Origin of the sequence: Oceanicaulis sp. UBA2681, from assembly GCF_002354675.1 — a bacterium.
Taxonomy (GTDB): Bacteria; Pseudomonadota; Alphaproteobacteria; order Caulobacterales; family Maricaulaceae; genus Oceanicaulis; species Oceanicaulis alexandrii.
Genome location: NZ_DEMB01000003.1, coordinates 289,917 through 308,895, shown reverse-complemented (window position 1 = coordinate 308,895; position 18,979 = coordinate 289,917). Strand labels below are relative to the sequence as shown.

Genomic DNA, 18,979 nt, shown 5'->3' with positions numbered 1-18,979 from the left:
AACCAGTTGCAAGCGGTATGGAGCGGGACAAAGTGGCGCGGTCAGGACACTCGAGCGGCAAACCCGCAGCCGACAAGCCCGTCAGGGCCTGGCAGCGCATGTTGTCAGGGCGTCGCTTGGACTTGCTTGACCCCTCGCCCTTTGATGTGGAGATCGACGACATCGCCCAGGGCCTCGCTCGTGTGGCGCGCTGGAACGGTCAGACCATGGGCGATCATGCGTTCTCGGTCGCTGAGCACTCGGTCGTCGTGGAGCATTTGTGCGGCGTGCTGGAGCCGGGCTGGCCGGCGAAATGGCGCCTCGCCGCCCTGCTGCATGACGCGGCGGAATACGTGATCGGCGATATGATCTCGCCCTTCAAGGCCGCTTTGGGCTATGACTACAAAGCGTTTGAAGCCAGGCTGGAAGGGGCGATCCACATGCGTTACGGCCTGCCCCCTGAACTGCCCAAACCCATCAAGACCACGATCAAGCGCGCGGACCGGATCTGCGCCTATCACGAGGCGGTCCAGATCGCCGGCTTCTCCGTGGAAGAAGGCCGCAAGCTGTTTGGCCGCCCGCCCGCCGGCTCCAAAATCGAGATTGATCCGCTGCCGGTGAAACAGGCGCAAATCCTGTTCCTTGAGCGCTTTAGCGAGTTGCACGCCGCAACCGAGCAGGAGCTGGGGCGATGAAACCCGACCTCAACACCGTGATCCAGCCGCTGGTGGTGGGCCTGAACGCGGTGATTTTCGCCGCCTCAGAAGGTGAGCTGAAAGTGCTGGTCACAGAAAGCCTGGAAGGCGGCGAGCCCGCTTTGCCTTTTGGCCCGTTTGATCCCAGCGCCCACCGCACCTTCGAGATTGGCCTGCGCGAATGGGTGCGCGGCCAGACCGGGTTTGAGCTCGGCTATGTGGAACAGCTCTATACGTTCGGAGATCGCGGCCGCGAGGCGCCGCTGGCGGCGCTGGCCGGGGCGCAGGACGCGCGCGTGCTGTCCGTGGGCTATCTGGGACTCACGCCGGACGCCCGCCCGCTAAACAACACCGATGCGCATTGGGACAGCTGGACACGGTTTTTCCCCTGGGAAGACCATCGCTGTGGTCGCCCGCCCATTCTGACGAAAGTGATCGAGCCCGCGCTGCGGTCCTGGTGTGACGAAGCCGCCGCGCCGGGCCGCCGCGCCGCGCGGTTTGACCGGGTGCGGGTCACCTTCGGCCTTGATGGCGCACTGTGGAACGAGGAACGCGCGCTCGATCGCTACGAGCTTTTGTATGAGGCGGGGCTGGTCGCCGAAGCCGGGCGCGACCGCGGGGAAGCGAACACCGCGCCTGACGGCATGGGCGTCGCCATGGCGTCAGATCATCGCCGCATCCTCGCCACCGCGCTGAGCCGCCTGCGCGGCAAGATCAAATATCGCCCCGTGGTGTTCGAGCTGATGGGCGACAGCTTCACCCTGTCCGATCTGCAGCGCGTGGTGGAATCCATCTCTGGATTTCCATTGCACAAACAGAATTTTCGCCGCGCGCTGGATCGTGCGGGGTTTGTCGCCGGCACGGGCCGGGTGGAAAGTCAGACCGGGGGGCGTCCTGCAGAACTGTACCGCTATGCCCGTGAAAACATGACTGCGGGCACGGCTCTGGGCCTGAGCATTCCGCGGGCGAAAGAGAGCTGAGCCTTATCCGGGCGTTCACCATACGGTGATCAGCGGCCCTGTCAGAGAAGTTTCAACTTGCTCCCCCCTTTCATCGGCGTATATAAGTCCCCACTTAGGCTCATAGAGAGCAAAAGGTCGGCGACACTCATGAGTGATCGCCGTCGTTTAAGGCCCCTGAAATGCTCATATCGAGCATAAGTCTGCACATAACCGGGGCTCAAGGGAGATGACCATGGACGGAATGAGCTGGACCGAGACCGGGACTGACGCATCCGAGCGCATTTGGCCCGAGGCGAGCGCGCTGGTCTATGACGACGCCGTCAAGGCGCGCACCGATCATCTTTACGCCCGCGTGAAAGACGTGGTCACCCCGATGGAATGGCCGGCCTTCGCGCCGCTGATCGACGCCATCAACCAGCTGAAAGCGCTGCGCGGCGCGACCATCCTGGCGCACAACTACATGACGCCGGAAATCTTCAATTGCGTCGGTGACATCACCGGCGACTCCCTGAAACTCGCCCAGGTCGCCGCCGAAGCGGAAGAAGACGTGATCTTGCAGGCGGGCGTGCACTTCATGGCCGAAACCGCCAAGATCCTGTCGCCGAACAAGACCGTGCTGATCCCCGACATGGAGGCGGGCTGCTCGCTCGCCAGCTCCATCACCGGCGCAGACGTGCAGGCGATCAAGGCGGCGTACCCCGACTATCCGATCGTCACCTATGTGAACACGTCCGCCGAAGTGAAAGCGTATTCAGACATTTGCTGCACCAGCTCGAACGCGGTGCAGGTGGTCGAAGCGGTCGCCCAGCAATGGAACACCGATACGGTCATCATGATCCCCGACCAGTATCTGGCCAAAAACGTCGCCGCCCAGACCGGCATCAAGATCCTGACCTGGCAGGGCGAGTGCGAAGTGCACGAGCAATTCACGCCCGAGGACATTCAGGATCTGCGCGACGCGCACCCGGACGCGGTGATCATCACCCACCCTGAATGCCCGCCGGAAGTCATGGCCGCCGCCGACTTCGCCGGCTCCACCGGGGCGATGGCCAATTATGTGAAAGAGAAATCGCCGAAAAAGGCGATCCTGATCACCGAGTGCTCGATGAGCGACAATGTCGCCGTCGAAAACCCCGGCGTTCAGTTCATCAAGCCGTGCAATCTGTGCCCGCACATGAAGCGCATCAGCCTGAAAAACATCTATGAAGCCCTGCGCGACATGAAGCATGAGGTCGAGGTCGACCCGCTGATCGCGGAGAAAGCCAAGGCCAGCCTGGAAGCCATGCTGGACCTGCCCAAGGCCGACAATCCGCCGAGCTTTGACACCGGAAAAGCCGCGGTCGCCGTGCCCTATGTGGCGATCTGATCCTGCTCAGCGCCCGCTTCGGCGGGCGTTTTGATCTGTGGTGATGCTTTGACCCACCCCATCCTCATCGTCGGCGCCGGGATCGCCGGGCTGTGGACGGCCCTGAAGGCCGCGCCAAGCCCCGTGATGTTGCTGACCGGCGCGCCGCTCGGGCACGGCTCTTCGACCGGCTGGGCGCAGGGCGGGGTGGCGGCTGCGCTCGGGCCTGACGACAGCGCGGCGCTGCACGCCCAGGACACCGTGATGGCGGGCGCCGGGCTGGTGGATGAGACCGCAGCCATGGTGCTGGCGAGCGCGGGCGCCAGCGAAGTGCGCGCGCTGTATGATCTGGGCGCCGGGTTTGAACGCACGACAGACGGCGGCTGGGCGCTGTCTCGCGAAGCCGCGCACAGCGTGGCCCGCGTCGCCCGGATGAAGGGCGATCAGGCGGGCGCCGGCATTCTTCAGACCCTGATCGAGGCCGTACGGGCGGCTGACCATATAGACATCAGGGACGGCTGGCGCGCCGAAGCCTTGCTGCCCGACCTCGAGGACGGCTGCGCCGGTGTGCTGGCGCGTGATCCGGACGGCGCGCTGCACAGGCTTGAAGCCCAGCACACCGTGCTCGCCACCGGCTCCATTGGCGGGCTCTATGCGGTCACCACCACGCCCTGGACCAGCCAGGGTCAGGCCATGGTGATGGCGGCCGAGCTGGGCGCAGTGATCCGCGATCCCGAATTTGTCCAGTTCCACCCCACCGCCATCGATATTGGCCGCGATCCCGCCCCGCTCGCCACCGAAGCCTTGCGCGGCGACGGCGCCATTCTGGTGGACCGCAAGGGGCGCCGCTTCATGCCGGAGGTGCATGAGCTGGCCGAGCTGGCGCCGCGCGATGTGGTCGCCCGCGCCGTTCATGCTCAGAACCTGTCAGGCAAGGGCGCGTTTCTTGATGCCAGCGACGCAATCGGCGCCGCCTTCCCAGACCATTTCCCGGCGGTCTTCAAGGCCTGCATGAGCGGCGGCATTGATCCACGCACAGACCTGATCCCGGTCGCGCCCGCTGCGCACTATCATATGGGCGGGATCGAAACCGATCTTGATGGCTCTACCGGCGTCGCCGGCCTGTGGGCGGGGGGCGAATGCGCCTGCACCGGCGTTCACGGCGCCAATCGTCTGGCCTCGAACTCACTGCTGGACGGGCTGGTCTTCGGCCATCGCGCTGCGGACGCCATCAAGGCTGCGCCGGCGCGAGCGGTGTCAGCGGAGAAGGCTGAAGCGCCGCCCGCCCTTCCTGACGACGCCTTGCAAAGCCTGCGCGCCGCCATCAGCGCGCAAGCGGGTGTGATCCGCGACGGCGCAGGACTGAGCCAGCTCATCAGCCTGATTGACGCGCTGCAGGCCTTACACGGGCCCGCGCCCGCCCTGATCGCCGCCCGTTTTCTGGCCGTCGGCGCGCTCCAGCGCGAAGAAAGCCGCGGCGGGCACAGTCGCACGGACTTCCCCGCGCGCAGCGTTCTCGCCCAACCGACACGCCTGCGTCTGGATGATCTATCCAATGCGAGCCTGACCCCCCGCCAAGCCGGAGCCGCCTGAGCCATGATCCCTCGTCTGCCGCGCCATTTGATCCACGCGCTTGTCACCCGCGCGCTCGATGAAGATCTGGGCGGGCGCGGCGACGTCACATCACTGGCGACCATCCCCGCTGACAAGAACGCCAATTTCGTGATCAAGAGCCGCGCGACCGGGGTGCTGGCCGGCCAGCAACCCGCCGACGCCTGTTTTGATCTGGTGGACCCCGAGATTTCCGTCACCTGGCGCAAACATGATGGCGATGCGCTGGAGCCCGGCGATGTGGTCGCCATTGTGGACGGCCCTGCGCTTGGCATCCTCACCGCGGAGCGCCCGGCGCTGAATTTCCTGGGCCGGATGAGCGGCATCGCCAGCCTGACCCGCCAATATGTCGCCGCTGTCGCCGAGACCGGCGCGGTGATCGCCCATACCCGCAAGACGACGCCGGGCCTGCGGGCGGTCGAGTTGCAGGCGGTGCGTGCGGGCGGCGGCGCCTATCATCGCTATGGCCTGGATGACGCGATCCTGATCAAGGACAATCATGTGGCCGTGTGCGGCGGCGTGGAGGAAGCGGTCAAACGCGCCCGCGCCTTCGCCGGGCATATGACGCGCGTCGCGGTGGAAGTGGATCGCCTCGATCAGCTCGAAGACGCGCTGTCAGCGGGCGCCGAAAGCGTGCTGCTGGACAATTTCAGCCTGGAAGATTTGCGCGCTGCGGTCCTTTTCACCGATGGCCGCGCCATTCTGGAAGCGTCCGGCGGCGTCAATCTTGAGACGGTTCACGCCATCGCCGACACGGGCGTGGATGTGATCAGCGTCGGCGCCCTCACCCATTCCGCCCCGAATTTCGATCTGGGGCTGGACGAGGGCTAGGCCGCAAGCCAGCGCCGCATCTTTGGAAACGGCGCCGGATCAGCCGGATCGCCAAAGGGCGGCGGCGCGGCGCAGAAACCTGACTGCGCCAATCCCAGAACCCCCGGAAACAGGCCTTGCGCCACCTGCATCATAACCAGTTGCGGCGAGCCGCCGTGCTGGCCGCCATAGCCTTGCTCCCAGAATACGCACTCCGGCGACACGCCCGCTTCAAGAGCCGCGGCATAAGACCAGGCTATGGCCAAGGGTTCCGTGCGGTTGAGAATGCTGGCTTCTGTCTCGGTCACCTTGAGGTGGGGGTCATCGATCAACGCTGAAGCGCAGGCGTCGATGTCTGCGTCCAACCGACCGCGCAGCCGGGCCGGCGTCACCGCCAGATGCCCCGCTTCATGCAGGATATCGCCGGGAGAGCCCAGCTGGTCAGGATCAACCTTCAGCGCGCCGTGACGCACCGCCACGCCGGGAATGAAGCTGTCTGAGGGAAGCTGGGCGCGTGTGACCGGCAAGCCAATTGCGGTGAGAAACTGCTCGATGGGCGCCAGCGCATCCGGATGAATCACAGGCCCCAAGCCCCCTTCGATGCGTATCAACGGCAATCTTAGAATGTGCTCTGTGAGGAAGCCAGCCCGGAGGATCGATTAAGCGCGCAGCGAAAGTCCGCACCCGTCATTTCCAACTGGACTTCGATCTCTAGCTGACAAACTATGAGTCCAGACCCGACATTTTGAGTGCAGGTCGACTTTCGTCGAAGGGGGACACCATGGCGACTTGGGAAGCCAAGAACATGCTCACGCGCGAGCAGACCTGCTCGATGTGCGATACCCGCTATCGCTTCAACGCCGAAATAAAGGCGGAATCTTCTGAAAACTCCTATGAAGCGGAGATGAAGCTTCGCGAGAAAATGCGTAACGAAATGGTGCGCGATTTTTCCAACGATCCGGTGAAATGTCCGGGTTGTCAGAAAATGACCCCAGCCATGTGGCGCAAAGCGATCACCAAATCCATGCTGACCCTGGTTCTGGGCGGCGTCGGGATCGGCATTGGCATATTGATCTGCGTCGGCATTCTCGACATGGCTCAGGATAGCGGTCTGTTCGCCTGGGGCGCGCTGTTGTTTGTGGGGTTCTGGACGCTGATGGCGATGATCGGCGTGCCCTATCTGGTGCTGGAGCCGGTGCTCAAACCCATCAAGGGCTTCCGGATAGACGCTCCCCCGACAACCTGATCCAGGGTCAACTCACGCATATGAGAAAGGCCGCCCTTGGGGCGGCCTTTCTGGTTCAGGATTTGCCGGGGTCAGGCTTCGCGTTCCGCCAGCAAACGGCGCTCTGACCGGTTGGGGAAGCGATAGAAGATGTGCGAGCCGATCCGGCGCGTGCGCACCAGGGAATCGTTCCAGTGCGGGTCCACAGCGGTGGTGTGATAGTGCGTGGCGCGATTGGTGACCGGGCGGGCGAAGCCCATCAGCGCGTGATCGGCGACATTCTGGGCGCGATCCCAGCCCCGGCCATAGGGCGCGGAGATCATCGAGCCGTCACAGGTGAAGGTGAACTGGCAACCGGTGCGGCGCTCTGAGCCTTGATACACCACGCCGCAGATCGAATTGGGATAGGCGCGGTGGCGGCTGCGATTGATCACCACTTCGGCCACGGCCATCTGCCCGGCCAGGGTTTCACTGCGCGCTTCGTAATAGATCGCTTCCGCCAGGCAGCGACGCTCACGGGCGGCGTTGCGGGCGGCGTCCAGATCGTTGAGATCAAACGCGCTGACGCTTGCAATCGCGCGCTGAACAAGCACGGCGCCCTGCTCTGCGTCAGAATCAATCTCGAAGGAGGCGAAGGTGAACGGGACATCGTCCAGTTGCGGCGTGCGGGATTGCTCAAATTCCAGGAATTCAAGCGCCAGCTCGCGCAGTTCGCCCGCTTCATCCTGCTGCTGTGCGCGCTCGGGCGCCAGGCTGATGCCGACGCCGATCACGGCGAAGGCCGCAATCACGCCGATCCCGGCCAGAGCGCTTTTCGCGCGAAGGAGAAGTGTCGAAACCGTCAAACTGTCAAACTCCAGGGCGGCCGCCATTTATCAGGCGCGTCTCAACCCGCAAGAACAAGACCATATCATCGGACTTGGTTGCTCACACGCGAATAGTGGTGAGCCTGGATGAAGCCGGGGTCAATACAGATCCGCCATGTCTGAAATAAGGCAAGGGCCCGCTCCTTCAAGTGAAAGGGCGGGCCCGGCTTTATTCCGCAATGACTTACGCGTCGGTTCAGGTCGAGGCTTTCAGCGCCGCCTGCGCCGCCGCCAGACGCGCGATCGGCACGCGATAGGGCGAGCAGGACACATAATCGAGCCCGGCTGATTCGCAGAAATGGATCGAAGCGGGATCCCCGCCATGCTCGCCGCAAATCCCGAGTTTCAAACCGGGACGGGCAGCGCGACCGCGTTCGACGGCGATCTTGACCAGATCGCCCACCCCGTCCTGATCGAGCGAAACGAACGGGTCTTTCTCGAAAATGCCCGCTTCCAGATAATCACTCAGGAATTTGCCGGCGTCATCGCGCGACAGGCCAAAGGTGGTCTGGGTGAGATCATTGGTGCCGAAGGAGAAGAACTCGGCGTGCTGGGCGATGTCGCCGGCGCGCAAGGCGGCGCGCGGCAGTTCGATCATGGTGCCGATCAGGTATTTCGGCTTCACGCCGGTTTCGCGATCCACGTCATCGGCGACCGCTTCCACCCGCACTTTGAGGATTTCGAGCTCTTTTGCAGTGGCGACCAGCGGGATCATCACCTCGGCGACCGGTTTGACGCCGGTTTCCTTTTCCACCAGCGCCTGCGCTTCGAAAATCGCGCGCGCCTGCATCTCGTAGATTTCCGGGAAGGTGATGCCCAGGCGGCAGCCGCGATGGCCCAGCATGGGGTTGGATTCAGACAAGTCCTTGGCGCGCTGCCACAGCCCTTCCACCGGCAGGCCGGTGGCCTCGGCGACGGCGTGCACATCCTCTTCGGTGTGCGGCAGGAATTCATGCAGCGGCGGATCCAGCAGGCGGATCGTGCACGGGCGGTCTTCCATGATGCGGAAGATTTCCGCGAAATCATCGCGCTGCATGGGCAGGATTTTCGCCAGCGCGGCCACGCGGCCCATCTGATCCGTCGCCAGGATCATCTCGCGCACGGCGGCGATCCGGTCTGCGTCAAAGAACATGTGCTCGGTGCGGCACAGGCCGATGCCTTCCGCGCCGAACTCCTTGGCGGTCTGAACATCGGCGGGGGTTTCGGCGTTGGTGCGCACATTCATGCGGCGCGCCTTGTCGGCCCATTCCATCAACGCTGCGAAATCGCCGGTCATTTCCGGCTTGATCATCGGGGCTTCGCCCATCAGCACTTCGCCGGTGGCGCCGTCCACGGTGATGATGTCGCCATCCTTGATCACCCGGCCGCGGGTGGTGAAGGTCAACGCTTCGGAGTCGATGCGGATCTCGCCCGCACCGGACACGCAAGGCCGGCCCATACCGCGCGCCACAACAGCCGCGTGGCTGGTCATGCCGCCGCGCGCCGTGACGATCGCTTGCGCGGCATGCATGCCGTGAATGTCTTCAGGGCTAGTCTCAACGCGCACCAGGATGACTTTCTCGCCCTGGGCCGCGCGCGTTTCCGCTTCGTCCGCGTCAAACACCACCGCGCCCGAGGCTGCGCCGGGGCTAGCGGGCAGGCCCTTGGCCAGCACGTCGCGGGTATAGCTCTCGTCGATGGTGGGGTGCAGCAGCTGATCAAGCTGGGTCGGGTCGACGCGCAGCACGGCCTCGTCCTCGGAGATCAGTTTTTCCGCCACCATGTCCACGGCGATTTTCAGCGCCGCCTTGGTGGTGCGCTTGCCGTTGCGGGTCTGCAGCATCCACAGCCGACCCTGCTCCACGGTGAACTCGATGTCCTGCATGTCGCGGTAATGGTTTTCGAGATTGTCGAACACCTCGGTCAGCTGGGCGAACACGTCCGGCATGGCCGTTTCCATGGACGGCAGCGTGTCATTCATCTTGATGCGCATGGCCTCGGTCAGGCATTGCGGCGTGCGGATTCCCGCCACCACGTCCTCGCCCTGCGCATTGATCAGGAATTCGCCGTAATAGCCTTTTTCGCCCGTCGACGGGTCGCGGGTGAACGCCACGCCGGTGGCCGACGTATCGCCCATATTGCCGAACACCATGGCCTGGATATTCACGGCCGTGCCCCAGCTGGAGGGGATGTCGTACATGCGGCGATAGGTGTTGGCGCGGTCATTCATCCACGAGCCGAACACCGCCCCGATCGCGCCCCAGAGCTGGTCGCGCGGATCGGTCGGGAACGGGAAGTCCAGCGCGCGCTTCACCGCGGCCTTGTACTGGGCGATCACCTCTTCCCACTCTCCCGCGGAAATCTCGGTGTCCAGCGAGTAGTCGCGCTCTTCCTTGAAGGTCTCAAGAATCTCTTCAAACGTGGAGTGCGGCACGCCCAGCACCACGTCGGAATACATGGTGATGAAGCGGCGATAGCTGTCGAGCGCAAAGCGGCGGTCGCCCGAAAGCTTGGCGAGCCCCTCAGCCGTCTCGTCATTCAGGCCCAGGTTCAGGACCGTATCCATCATGCCCGGCATGGAGGCGCGAGCGCCCGAGCGCACAGACACCAGAAGCGGGTTGGACGGATCGCCAAAGGATTTGCCGACCTTGGCTTCCAGCGCCGCCAGCGCGTCTTCCACCTGGTCATTGAGATCGGACGGATAGCTGCGATCGTTCTCATAGAACGCGGTGCAGACCGCGGTCGTGAGCGTAAAGCCCGGAGGCACCGGCAGGCCGAGCTTGGCCATTTCCGCCAGGTTCGCGCCCTTGCCGCCCAGAAGATTGCGATCCTCGCGGTCGCCGTCTGCAGAACCGCCGCCGAATGCATAGACCCACTTGGTCATGGGGCTCACCTTCCTGATCGTCAAAACGGAGAAAAGAGCAGACGCCCCCGCGCCTACCCTTCCAACCGTGAGAAATCCGCCACTTGATCGGCCGCTGCGCGAATCCGCGACAACAGCAACAATCTATTGCGACGCACCATATCGTCTTTGTCATTCACGACAACCGCCTCGAAGAAGGCGTCGACCGGTTCGCGCAGCTGCGACAGCGCCGACATGGCGCCTTCAAAGTCTTCCTTGCACAGAGCAACCGAGGCCACTTCGTCCGCGCCCTCGATCGCCGCGATCAAGGCGCGCTCTTCAGCGGCCCCCGCGGTCTTGGCGATGGCGATCATCAGGGCGGCTTCGTTGTCCACGTCAGACCCTTCAACGGCTTCGGCGCGCGCCGAGGCCAGATCAAAGCCCTTCTTCTCTTCCGCCGCCAGAATGTTGGCCGCCCGGCGATAGCCCTGAAGCAGCGCCTGACCATCGTCTGAATTCATGAAGGCCTGCAGCGCGCGGGCTTTCTTGGTGACGCGCACGAGGTCGTCATCGCCCAGCGCGAACACGGCGTCGATGACGTCGTATTTTACGCCTTCGTCCTTGAGGTGGACTTTCAGACGGTCCGCGAAGAAGGCGAGGAGGTCGGAAGCCCTTTGGAGCTCCCATTCCTGAGGCGGTGTCTCACTTAATGATTGAGCTTGAAGGAGCCCCGTAGCTTTTCCGCTTTCAACAAATAGCTGCTTGATGACACTCTCATCTTTCAACTCGTCCATAAGAACGAGCTTGCTCTCTATTTGAGTGCGAGCAAGCCGCAGGATAGCTGCCATAGCTTGCCGACCTTGCAGCAGAATTGGTTCCGCAAGCGGAAGACGCACCTCTGAATCCAGCAAGATCCGGATCACGCCCAGCGCGGCGCGGCGCAGGGCGAACGGGTCTTTGGAGCCGGTCGGTTTTTCATCAATCGCCCAGAAGCCCACCAGCGTATCCAGCTTGTCCGCCAGCGCGACGGCGGCGCTGACCGGCGCGGTCGGCACATCGTCAGACGGGCCCTGGGGTTTGTAATGATCCTTGATGGCGTCGGCGATCTGGGGATCAAGGCCCGCGTCGAGCGCGTAGTAGCGGCCCATCGCGCCCTGAAGCTCAGGAAATTCATAGACCATCTGGCTGACCAGATCGGCTTTCGCCAGACGCGCGGCTTTCTCAGCCATGTCCGCATCCGCGCCCACGACCGGGGCCAGCTCCCGCGCCAGCTTGGCGACGCGATCCACTTTTTGAGCCACCGTGCCCAGCTTTTCGTGGAAGGTGACCTTGGACAGCTCGGACGCCATCGCCTCGAGCCCGGTCTTGCGATCAAGATCCCAGAAATGGCGGGCGTCTGACAGGCGGGCGGACAGCACGCGGGCATTACCCGCCGCGATCGCCTTGCCGCCATCGGGCGCGTCCTGATTGGCCAGCACCACGAACTTGCTGGTCAGCTTGCCGGATTTCGGGTCACGCACCGCGAAGTATTTCTGGTGCGTCTTCATGGTCAGCGCGATGACTTCGGGCGGCAGATCGAGAAAGTCCGGGTCCATATCGCCCAGGATCGGCGCCGGACGCTCAACGAGCCCCGTCACCTCTTCCAGAAGCCCCTGATCCTCGATCAGCTCCAGCCCCGCCTCTTCACAGACGCGGCGGGCGCCCTCGAGCACCAGCTGTTTGCGCTCATCCCGGCGCAGGATCACGCCGTTTGCGCGCAGCTTGGCCTCGTAATCGGCAAAGTCAGACACCTCGAACGGGCCAGAGCCGTGCACGCGGTGACCATCGGTGATTTTGCCCGATGTGATGCCGAAGACTTCCGTGTCGATCACCTGACCGTCCAGCAGACAGATCAGCGAGCGCAGCGGGCGCACCCAGCGTTGGGCGCGATCACCCTCGCCGAACTTCATGGATTTGGGCCAGGGGAAGCTCTTGATGATCTCCGGCACGGCCTCTGCGATCACAGCGGCGGTTTCGCGCCCCGGCTTTTCGATGACGGCGATATAGAAGCTGCCCTTCTTGCCCTCTTCGATCTTGCATTGATCAAGGCTGTCGATCCCCGCGCCGCGCATGAAGCCCTCAAGGGCTTTTTCCGGCGCGTCGGTGCGCGGCCCCTTGCGCTCTTCGCGCACGTCGGCGGTCTTGTGCGGCAGGCCTTCGATCACAAGGCCCAGACGACGCGGGCCGGAAAAGGCCTCAAGGCTGTCCCAGTTCAGACCCGCCTCTTTCAGGCGCTCAGACATCAGGCGTTTGAGGTCACCTTCAGCGCGCTCTTGCATGCGCGCGGGGATTTCCTCGCAGAAGATTTCAAACAGGAACTGGGCCATGGGGAGATGCGATACTCGAAAGGTCTAAATCAGGAATTCTGGGTGGCGAACGCGCGCTGGAAGGCGGGCCGTTCGGTGATCCGCTGGGCGTAGGCGCTAAGCGCCGGGGTCTTGGGGAACATGTCGAACTGGATCGCCCAGTTCACCGCCCCGCCCACAATCAGATCCGCTGCGGTGAACCAGTCGCCGAACAGGTACGGGTTCGCCAGCGACAGGCGGTTTTCCAGCACCTTCGCCACCAGCTGGACATTGCCCCAGCCAGCCGAGCGCTGATTGGTTTCAAACTTCATGCCCGCCTGCAGCATGGCTGGCTCGATGGAGGCCGCCTGAAAGACGATCCAGCGCAAGTATTCGCCGCGGCGCGGGTCATCAATCCCCGGCGCCAGATCGGCGTTGTCCTTGTACTTGTCCGCCAGATACAGCGCGATGGCGACGGTCTCGGTGACCACGGTCTCGCCGTCGACGATGACCGGGATCTTGCCCATCGGGTTCAGCGCCAGGAAGCTTTCAGACCGCATGGAGCCGTCTTCATAGTCGACCGGCTTGAGGTCGTAGGACACGCCCAGCTCTTCCAGCAGCCACAGCGTCATCACCGCCCGCGATTGCGGGTTGTAATACAGATGCACGGTCATGCCGCGGCCTCCTCGCGTTGTTTCTCGAGCTGGACCCAGGCGCTGGCGCAGCCCTTGGCCAGCTCGCGCACCCGCGCGATCCAGCTGGCGCGCTCGGCCACCGAAATCGCCCCGCGCGCGTCCACCAGGTTAAACAAATGGGACGCTTTCAGGCACCAGTCATAGGCGGGCAGCGGCAGCGGGGTTTCCAGCGCCAGCAGGGCCTGACACTGGGTTTCCGCGTCGGCGAACCATTTGATCAGCATGTCCACATCGGCATGCTCGAAATTGAACGCCGATTGCTGACGCTCGTTCTCCAGGAACACGTCGCCATAGCTCATGCCGGCGCCGTTGAAATCGAGGTCGTAAACATTCTCCACGCCCTGCACATACATGGCGAGGCGTTCGAGGCCGTAGGTCAGCTCGCCGGAGACGAGCTCCACATCCATGCCGCCGACCTGCTGGAAGTAAGTGAATTGGCTCACTTCCATGCCGTCGCACCAGACTTCCCAGCCCAGCCCCCAGGCGCCCACGGTGGGGTTCTCCCAGTCATCTTCCACAAAGCGCACATCATGCAGCTTGCGGTCGATGCCGATGGCGTCGAGCGAGCCCAGATACAATTCCTGCAGATTGGCCGGGCTCGGCTTCAGCAGCACCTGAAACTGGTAATAGTGCTGCAAACGGTTGGGGTTCTCGCCATAGCGGCCATCCGCCGGACGGCGCGAGGGCTGCACATAGGCCGCTCGCCAGGGCTTTGAACCCAGCGAGCGCAGCGTCGTCGCCGGGTGCAGCGTGCCCGCGCCCACTTCGGTGTCATAGGGCTGCAGAATGGCGCAGCCCTGGTCCGCCCAATAGCGTTGAAGGGTCAGGATCAGGTCCTGAAAACTGGGGGCTTTGGAAGCGGTCATCGCGCGGCGGGTCCGGTCGTCAAAAGGTCAGGGACAGGGGCGCAAGCCCCCAGACTTGAAATCGCGCGCGACACTAGGCCCGCCAGCGCCCCCGATCAAGCAAGAGGGGCGGTTCGCGATGAGACGCCGCAACGCCTCCCCTCTCCCGCTCGAACAAGGGGAAGCAGGCGAGTGAGAGGGCGCGTTTCAATCCATGAGACATGAAGTGGGAGAAACCGCCCCGCCCTCCTCACGCCCTTTCGCAGCAGGGAGTATCGATCAGTGAGCCGAACGCCCTGAAGCGCACTCGATCAATTCCCATAGATGAACTAGGAATCCCACACACTGCATCACACTGAGAGGGCGCAGGACACGGACGCCCTTGCGCGTATAAAACAATCGCTGAATCGCCGCCACGCTGTGGAATTGCACGACCATCGGATCAAAGACTAATGACTAAGTATTCAATTGTAATACCCACTAAGAACCGGGGCTTTTATGCTATTGAAGCCACACGCTCTGCATTAAGTCTCGATTACGATGATTTCGAAATCATCGTGCACGATTGCAGCCCGGTTGATGCGCTTTCAGATAAAATTGAAGAAATTGATTGCATCAAGAAAGTAAAATATTTTCACAGACCAGATATTTCCTCAATGACGGAAAATTGGGAAGCAGCACTCAATCAAACCTCCGGTCAATATGTCTGTGTTATTGGCGATGATGACGCCATTTTGCCTGATGCACTCTTATGGGCTGATTTTTATCTTGGGCTGTCTAGTGCAGATGTTTTGCGCTGCCCCTCAGCACGATACAAGTGGCCAGACTACCCATATTTACCCATGCAGAATACAATCCGGTTTACAACCGGAACAGATGCAAAATATGTCGATAACACTATTTCTGTTATCGAAAACGCCTACTCATATAAACTGCGAATAGGCACAGGTCCGGGAGTTTACCGAAACTTTGTCTCGAGACAATTGTTAGAGAAAATCAAGTCCGCCCGCGGCGCCTATATTCTGGACATAATTCCTGATTTTGATTCAGGGTATATGAATCTGGCTTTTGGTAAGGACCTGCTTGAAATCGAGCGGACCCTTTTCGTCTCCGGCGCCGGGGGAAAAAGTCAATCTGGTCATATCAGGCTGCCCCAGAGTCAGTCAGAAATGTATAAATCATTTGCTGGCGACGCGAAAATCCAGGCGAAAGACGTTAGCGGCATAGATGGAGTCTCTATTACGTCTAACGCGGCCACGATTATTTCTGCGCAATTGCGAATGAAGCCTGAAATAGAAAAAGTGATCGGGCGCGAACTCAACTTCAATAAGGAAGGCGCAATCCAGTACCTTCTGGACGGAGCGGTTGATCGACACGACAGCTCACACCTTCAAACAGAGCTGGAGCTGATCGGCGAGCTCGCGGAAAAATGGTCGGTGAGCATGACGGGGGTGGATATCAAAGCCATCAAGAATGACCCCGTCAAATTTGGCGTGACCAAAAGCAAGACCAGTGCGGACGGCCTGGTCTTCGTCATGGACTGCGACGGCGTCGGAGCGAACACGGTTCATGACGCCTCGCAGCTTGTCCATTCAGTCCTGCCGGGCATCGAGTCCGTCATGGCGCGAGCAGCCCCCAAGAAACTGGAGCTGATCCATCAAACCATTGCACATGCGCGAAAGAAACGGGCGGACGCCCAGTTTTCCAAAGGGCAGTTTGCAGACGCCGAAAAGACGCTGAAATCGCTGCTGAAGTTGCAGCCCGAGGACGTAGCGGCCAGCGCTTTACTCGAGAAAGTCCGCACTGAAATGAAAGCCCATGATCATTGTGACCAGGCCGATACTGAACCTGCTTCAGAACACAATACGGAATCCTGAAGGTGGCTAATGCTATGAAAGTCGTAATTCTCGCTGGCGGATTGGGAACACGCATTAGCGAGGAATCCCATTTGAAACCCAAACCGATGATCGAGATCGGCGGCCGGCCGATCATCTGGCACATCATGAAGCATTATAGCCAGTTTGGATTTGACGACTTTGTCATCTGCTGCGGCTACAAAGGGTATATGATCAAAGAGTACTTCGCGAATTACTTGCTTCACGTCTCTGATGTCACCATTGATCTTCAAAACGACAGAATCGATGTTCATCATCGTCGCAGCGAGTCTTGGCGAATTACCCTGATCGACACCGGCGAGCACTCCATGACAGGCGGCCGCTTGAAACGCGTGGCGCCGTTCCTCGACGATCGTTTTTTCCTGACCTATGGCGACGGTGTGTCCGATGTCGATATCGGTCAGTTGCTCAAGCACCATGAAGCCTCGGGGTGCGCAGCCACAGTCACGGGAATCCAGCCTAAGGGCCGCTTTGGCTCTCTCGAACTTGATGGCGACAATGTTGTGGGCTTCCACGAAAAACTTCCCGGCGATGGGCAGTGGATCAATGGCGGCTTTTTCGTCTGTGAACCCAGCGTGCTCGACCTCATCGACGGCGATGATGTTTCATGGGAGCGGGCGCCCTTGATCAGACTGGCGCAAGACCGAAAGTTGAGCGTGTACAAGCATGACGGCTTCTGGGCCGCCATGGATACGTTGCGCGACAAGCACCAGCTTGAAGAGCTCTGGGAAAGCGGGGCGGCGCCCTGGCGGAGCTGGGCGTAGCCATGACGGATTTCTGGTCCCGTCAGCGTGTCCTGATCACCGGTCACACCGGATTCAAGGGCGCATGGTTGTCAGAACAACTCTTGATGAAGGGGGCGAACGTCTTCGGTGCGGCTTTGCCGCCTGAAGGTCCTGACGACTTGTTCGTGCGCCTGGATCATGAAAACCGACTGGACCATCGAATCGTCGACATCCGCGACCACGCTGCTTTGCGGGCGCGCCTGGATGAGGCTCAGCCTGACGTCATCATACACATGGCCGCCTGCTCCCTGGTGCGCAGGTCCTACCGCGACCCGCTTGAAACCTGGCGGACCAATCTGCTCGGCTCCGTCAATTTGATGGAGGCTCTTCGTGAGACGGGCGCCATGTGTGCGGTCGTCATGGTGACGACCGACAAGGTTTACGCCAATGCAGAGACGGGTGAATCATTCGAAGAGTCGGACCGGTTAGGGGGTAACGATCCCTATTCTGCATCAAAAGCCGCCAGCGAACTTGCGGTCCATAGCTACAGACAATCGTTTTTCACAGACGGCGGAGCGCGTCTGGCGACCGCTCGCGCTGGAAATGTGATCGGAGGCGGGGACTATGCGGAAGATCGTATTGTTCCGGACCTGGTGAGAGCCCTGGCGGCGAAGAAAACCCTGAAATTGCGCAACCCGTCCAGCATTCGGCCCTGGCAACATGTGCTTGACCCTCTGGCGGGATATCTTCGTCTGGCTGAAGCCCTGACAAAACCCGAGACAAACCAGTTCCAGCGCGCTTTCAATTTCGGTCCCGCGAAAGACGACAGGCGCTCGGTCTCCGACCTCGTGGAGGTCGCGTTAAAGCAATGGCCCGGAGATGTGGAGACAGCCCCTTCCAGTTCCTCTCTGCCGGAATCGAAAACGCTGCGGCTGAACGCCGAGCTGGCGCTCGACCTTCTAGAGTGGCGACCGCGCTGGAGTTTCGAGCGCGCCGTGACGGAGACAATTGACTGGTATCATCAGGTCCATGAAGGAGTTGACCCGGTCACCCTCACGCAGAACCAGATTCTCGCCTATGAGGCGCAGACGTGAAGATTGAACCATTATCCATCGAGGGCGCCTTCGAGATCAGTGCGCCGGTGCATGCCGATCACAGGGGAGAATTCTCCCGGTTCTATTGTGAATCCACGTTTTCAGATCACGGGCTGAACACGCGATGGGTGCAGCACAACCGTTCGCTGACAAAAGTGCGAGGGGCCGTTCGCGGGATGCATTTCCAGTATCCGCCTCATGCCGAAATCAAGTTGGTCCAGTGCGTGTCCGGGGCAGTCTTCGACGTCCTGGTGGACTTGAGGGCGCACTCGAGAAGTTTCGGACAATGGCTGGCTGTGACGCTGGATTCATCACGGCACAATGCGGTTTATATCCCACGCGGCGTCGCACACGGATTCCAGGCGCTGACAGATGACGCCCGATTGATTTACCTGCATTCCAGCACTTATGCGCCACAGGCTGAGGGCGGGGTCCGCCACGATGACCCGGATCTGGATATCGCTTGGCCGCTCCCTGTCGTTGAGGTATCGCAGAAAGACCTTGCCCTGCCCTCTCTCTCATGCATTCAACCTGTTGAATTATGACCTTTTCATGCCGTCATTGCGCGTCGCCTGTCTCCCGCACCCTGGTCGATCTGGGGCATGCGCCGCCGTCTAACGCCTATATTGAGCCCGAAGCGGCGAATTCTGCGGAGCTGACATTTCCCTTGCGTGTCGGAGTCTGTGAAGCCTGCTGGCTCGTGCAGACAGAGGACTTCACTGAACGAGAGCGCCTCTTTTCGGCGGATTACGCCTATTTCTCATCAACTTCCACATCCTGGCTGAGGCATGCGCGTCAATACTGTGAAACCACGATTGAACGGTTCGCTCTGTCAGCAGAGAGTTATGTCATCGAGATTGGCTCGAATGACGGGTATCTTCTTCAATACATAAAGCAGGCTGAGATCCCCTGTTTAGGGGTGGAGCCAACGGCCAGTACGGCCGCAGCCGCACGCGCAGCCGGTATTGAGGTGGTGGAGGCGTTTTTTGGTTCGGAGTTGGCCCGTATGCTGGCCGAACGTCGCCACGCGGACCTTGTCCTGGCCAATAATGTCTACGCCCACGTCCCCGACATTGTTGATTTCACT

17 protein-coding genes are annotated in these 18,979 nt (G+C 61.5%); 11 read left to right on the top strand and 6 right to left on the bottom strand.

Features of this window, described 5'->3' with window-relative positions; translation table 11 throughout:
- The first annotated feature begins 98 nt into the window (after window positions 1–98).
- The 5 genes from B3M53_RS02210 to nadC all read left to right on the top strand — a co-directional run bounded on the left by B3M53_RS02210 (window position 99) and on the right by nadC (window position 5,423).
- Window positions 99–674, top strand: a complete 576-nt coding sequence (locus B3M53_RS02210; protein WP_040705033.1) for a YfbR-like 5'-deoxynucleotidase — start codon at window positions 99–101, stop codon at window positions 672–674.
- Entirely contained in the window at window positions 671–1,654 is a 984-nt protein-coding gene (locus B3M53_RS02205; protein WP_022701718.1) for an NUDIX hydrolase, read from the top strand. Before B3M53_RS02210 ends, B3M53_RS02205 begins: the two co-directional genes overlap by 4 nt.
- A gap of 214 nt (window positions 1,655–1,868) precedes the next feature.
- The gene (gene nadA, locus B3M53_RS02200) at window positions 1,869–3,002 is read left to right on the top strand and encodes a quinolinate synthase NadA (protein WP_273020655.1); all 1,134 of its coding nucleotides are present in this window, start codon (window positions 1,869–1,871) and stop codon (window positions 3,000–3,002) included.
- A 48-nt stretch (window positions 3,003–3,050) separates the two neighbouring features.
- Window positions 3,051–4,574 carry an L-aspartate oxidase gene (locus tag B3M53_RS02195; protein ID WP_273020654.1) on the top strand — a complete coding sequence of 508 codons (1,524 nt, stop codon included), beginning with the start codon at window positions 3,051–3,053 and terminating at the stop codon, window positions 4,572–4,574.
- Window positions 4,575–4,577: 3 nt separating this feature from the next.
- Entirely contained in the window at window positions 4,578–5,423 is an 846-nt protein-coding gene (gene nadC, locus B3M53_RS02190; RefSeq protein WP_273020653.1) for a carboxylating nicotinate-nucleotide diphosphorylase, read from the top strand.
- Here nadC and B3M53_RS02185 read toward each other — a convergent pair.
- Complete coding sequence (locus B3M53_RS02185) at window positions 5,420–5,992, bottom strand: hypothetical protein (RefSeq protein WP_273020652.1); 573 nt, start codon at window positions 5,990–5,992, stop codon at window positions 5,420–5,422. The genes nadC and B3M53_RS02185 overlap by 4 nt on opposite strands.
- A 191-nt stretch (window positions 5,993–6,183) precedes the next feature.
- On the opposite strand from B3M53_RS02185, the gene B3M53_RS02180 reads away from it, so the two are divergent.
- Window positions 6,184–6,648 carry a hypothetical protein gene (locus B3M53_RS02180; RefSeq protein ID WP_022701713.1) on the top strand — a complete coding sequence of 155 codons (465 nt, stop codon included), beginning with the start codon at window positions 6,184–6,186 and terminating at the stop codon, window positions 6,646–6,648.
- Between the two features lie 71 nt (window positions 6,649–6,719).
- Here B3M53_RS02180 and B3M53_RS02175 read toward each other — a convergent pair whose 3' ends face one another.
- From B3M53_RS02175 to B3M53_RS02155, 5 genes are all read right to left on the bottom strand, one after another.
- Window positions 6,720–7,499, bottom strand: a complete 780-nt coding sequence (locus tag B3M53_RS02175; RefSeq protein ID WP_273020649.1) for a cell wall hydrolase — start codon at window positions 7,497–7,499, stop codon at window positions 6,720–6,722.
- A gap of 190 nt (window positions 7,500–7,689) precedes the next feature.
- Window positions 7,690–10,356 carry a pyruvate, phosphate dikinase gene (gene ppdK / locus B3M53_RS02170; protein ID WP_273020647.1) on the bottom strand — a complete coding sequence of 889 codons (2,667 nt, stop codon included), beginning with the start codon at window positions 10,354–10,356 and terminating at the stop codon, window positions 7,690–7,692.
- A gap of 53 nt (window positions 10,357–10,409) precedes the next feature.
- Complete coding sequence (glyS, locus tag B3M53_RS02165; RefSeq protein ID WP_273020646.1) at window positions 10,410–12,680, bottom strand: glycine--tRNA ligase subunit beta; 2,271 nt, start codon at window positions 12,678–12,680, stop codon at window positions 10,410–10,412.
- Between the two features lie 29 nt (window positions 12,681–12,709).
- Window positions 12,710–13,312, bottom strand: a complete 603-nt coding sequence (locus tag B3M53_RS02160) for a glutathione S-transferase family protein (RefSeq protein ID WP_160092093.1) — start codon at window positions 13,310–13,312, stop codon at window positions 12,710–12,712.
- Window positions 13,309–14,199, bottom strand: a complete 891-nt coding sequence (locus tag B3M53_RS02155) for a glycine--tRNA ligase subunit alpha (protein WP_022701708.1) — start codon at window positions 14,197–14,199, stop codon at window positions 13,309–13,311. Before B3M53_RS02155 ends, B3M53_RS02160 begins: the two co-directional genes overlap by 4 nt.
- A gap of 431 nt (window positions 14,200–14,630) precedes the next feature.
- On the opposite strand from B3M53_RS02155, the gene B3M53_RS02150 reads away from it, so the two are divergent.
- The 5 genes from B3M53_RS02150 to B3M53_RS02130 all read left to right on the top strand — a co-directional run.
- Window positions 14,631–16,055: a tetratricopeptide repeat-containing glycosyltransferase gene (locus B3M53_RS02150; RefSeq protein WP_273020642.1), complete on the top strand. Its 1,425-nt coding sequence runs from the start codon at window positions 14,631–14,633 to the stop codon at window positions 16,053–16,055.
- A gap of 14 nt (window positions 16,056–16,069) precedes the next feature.
- The gene (gene rfbF, locus B3M53_RS02145; protein ID WP_022701706.1) at window positions 16,070–16,837 is read left to right on the top strand and encodes a glucose-1-phosphate cytidylyltransferase; all 768 of its coding nucleotides are present in this window, start codon (window positions 16,070–16,072) and stop codon (window positions 16,835–16,837) included.
- Between the two features lie 2 nt (window positions 16,838–16,839).
- On the top strand, window positions 16,840–17,892 hold the full coding sequence (rfbG, locus tag B3M53_RS02140; RefSeq protein WP_273020639.1) for a CDP-glucose 4,6-dehydratase: 1,053 nt from the start codon (window positions 16,840–16,842) through the stop codon (window positions 17,890–17,892).
- Entirely contained in the window at window positions 17,889–18,437 is a 549-nt protein-coding gene (rfbC, locus tag B3M53_RS02135; protein WP_273020637.1) for a dTDP-4-dehydrorhamnose 3,5-epimerase, read from the top strand. The genes rfbG and rfbC overlap by 4 nt, the downstream gene beginning before the upstream one ends.
- Window positions 18,434–18,979 (top strand): class I SAM-dependent methyltransferase (locus B3M53_RS02130; protein ID WP_286799579.1); only part of this gene is annotated, 546 nt, incomplete at its 3' end. The genes rfbC and B3M53_RS02130, both read left to right, overlap by 4 nt.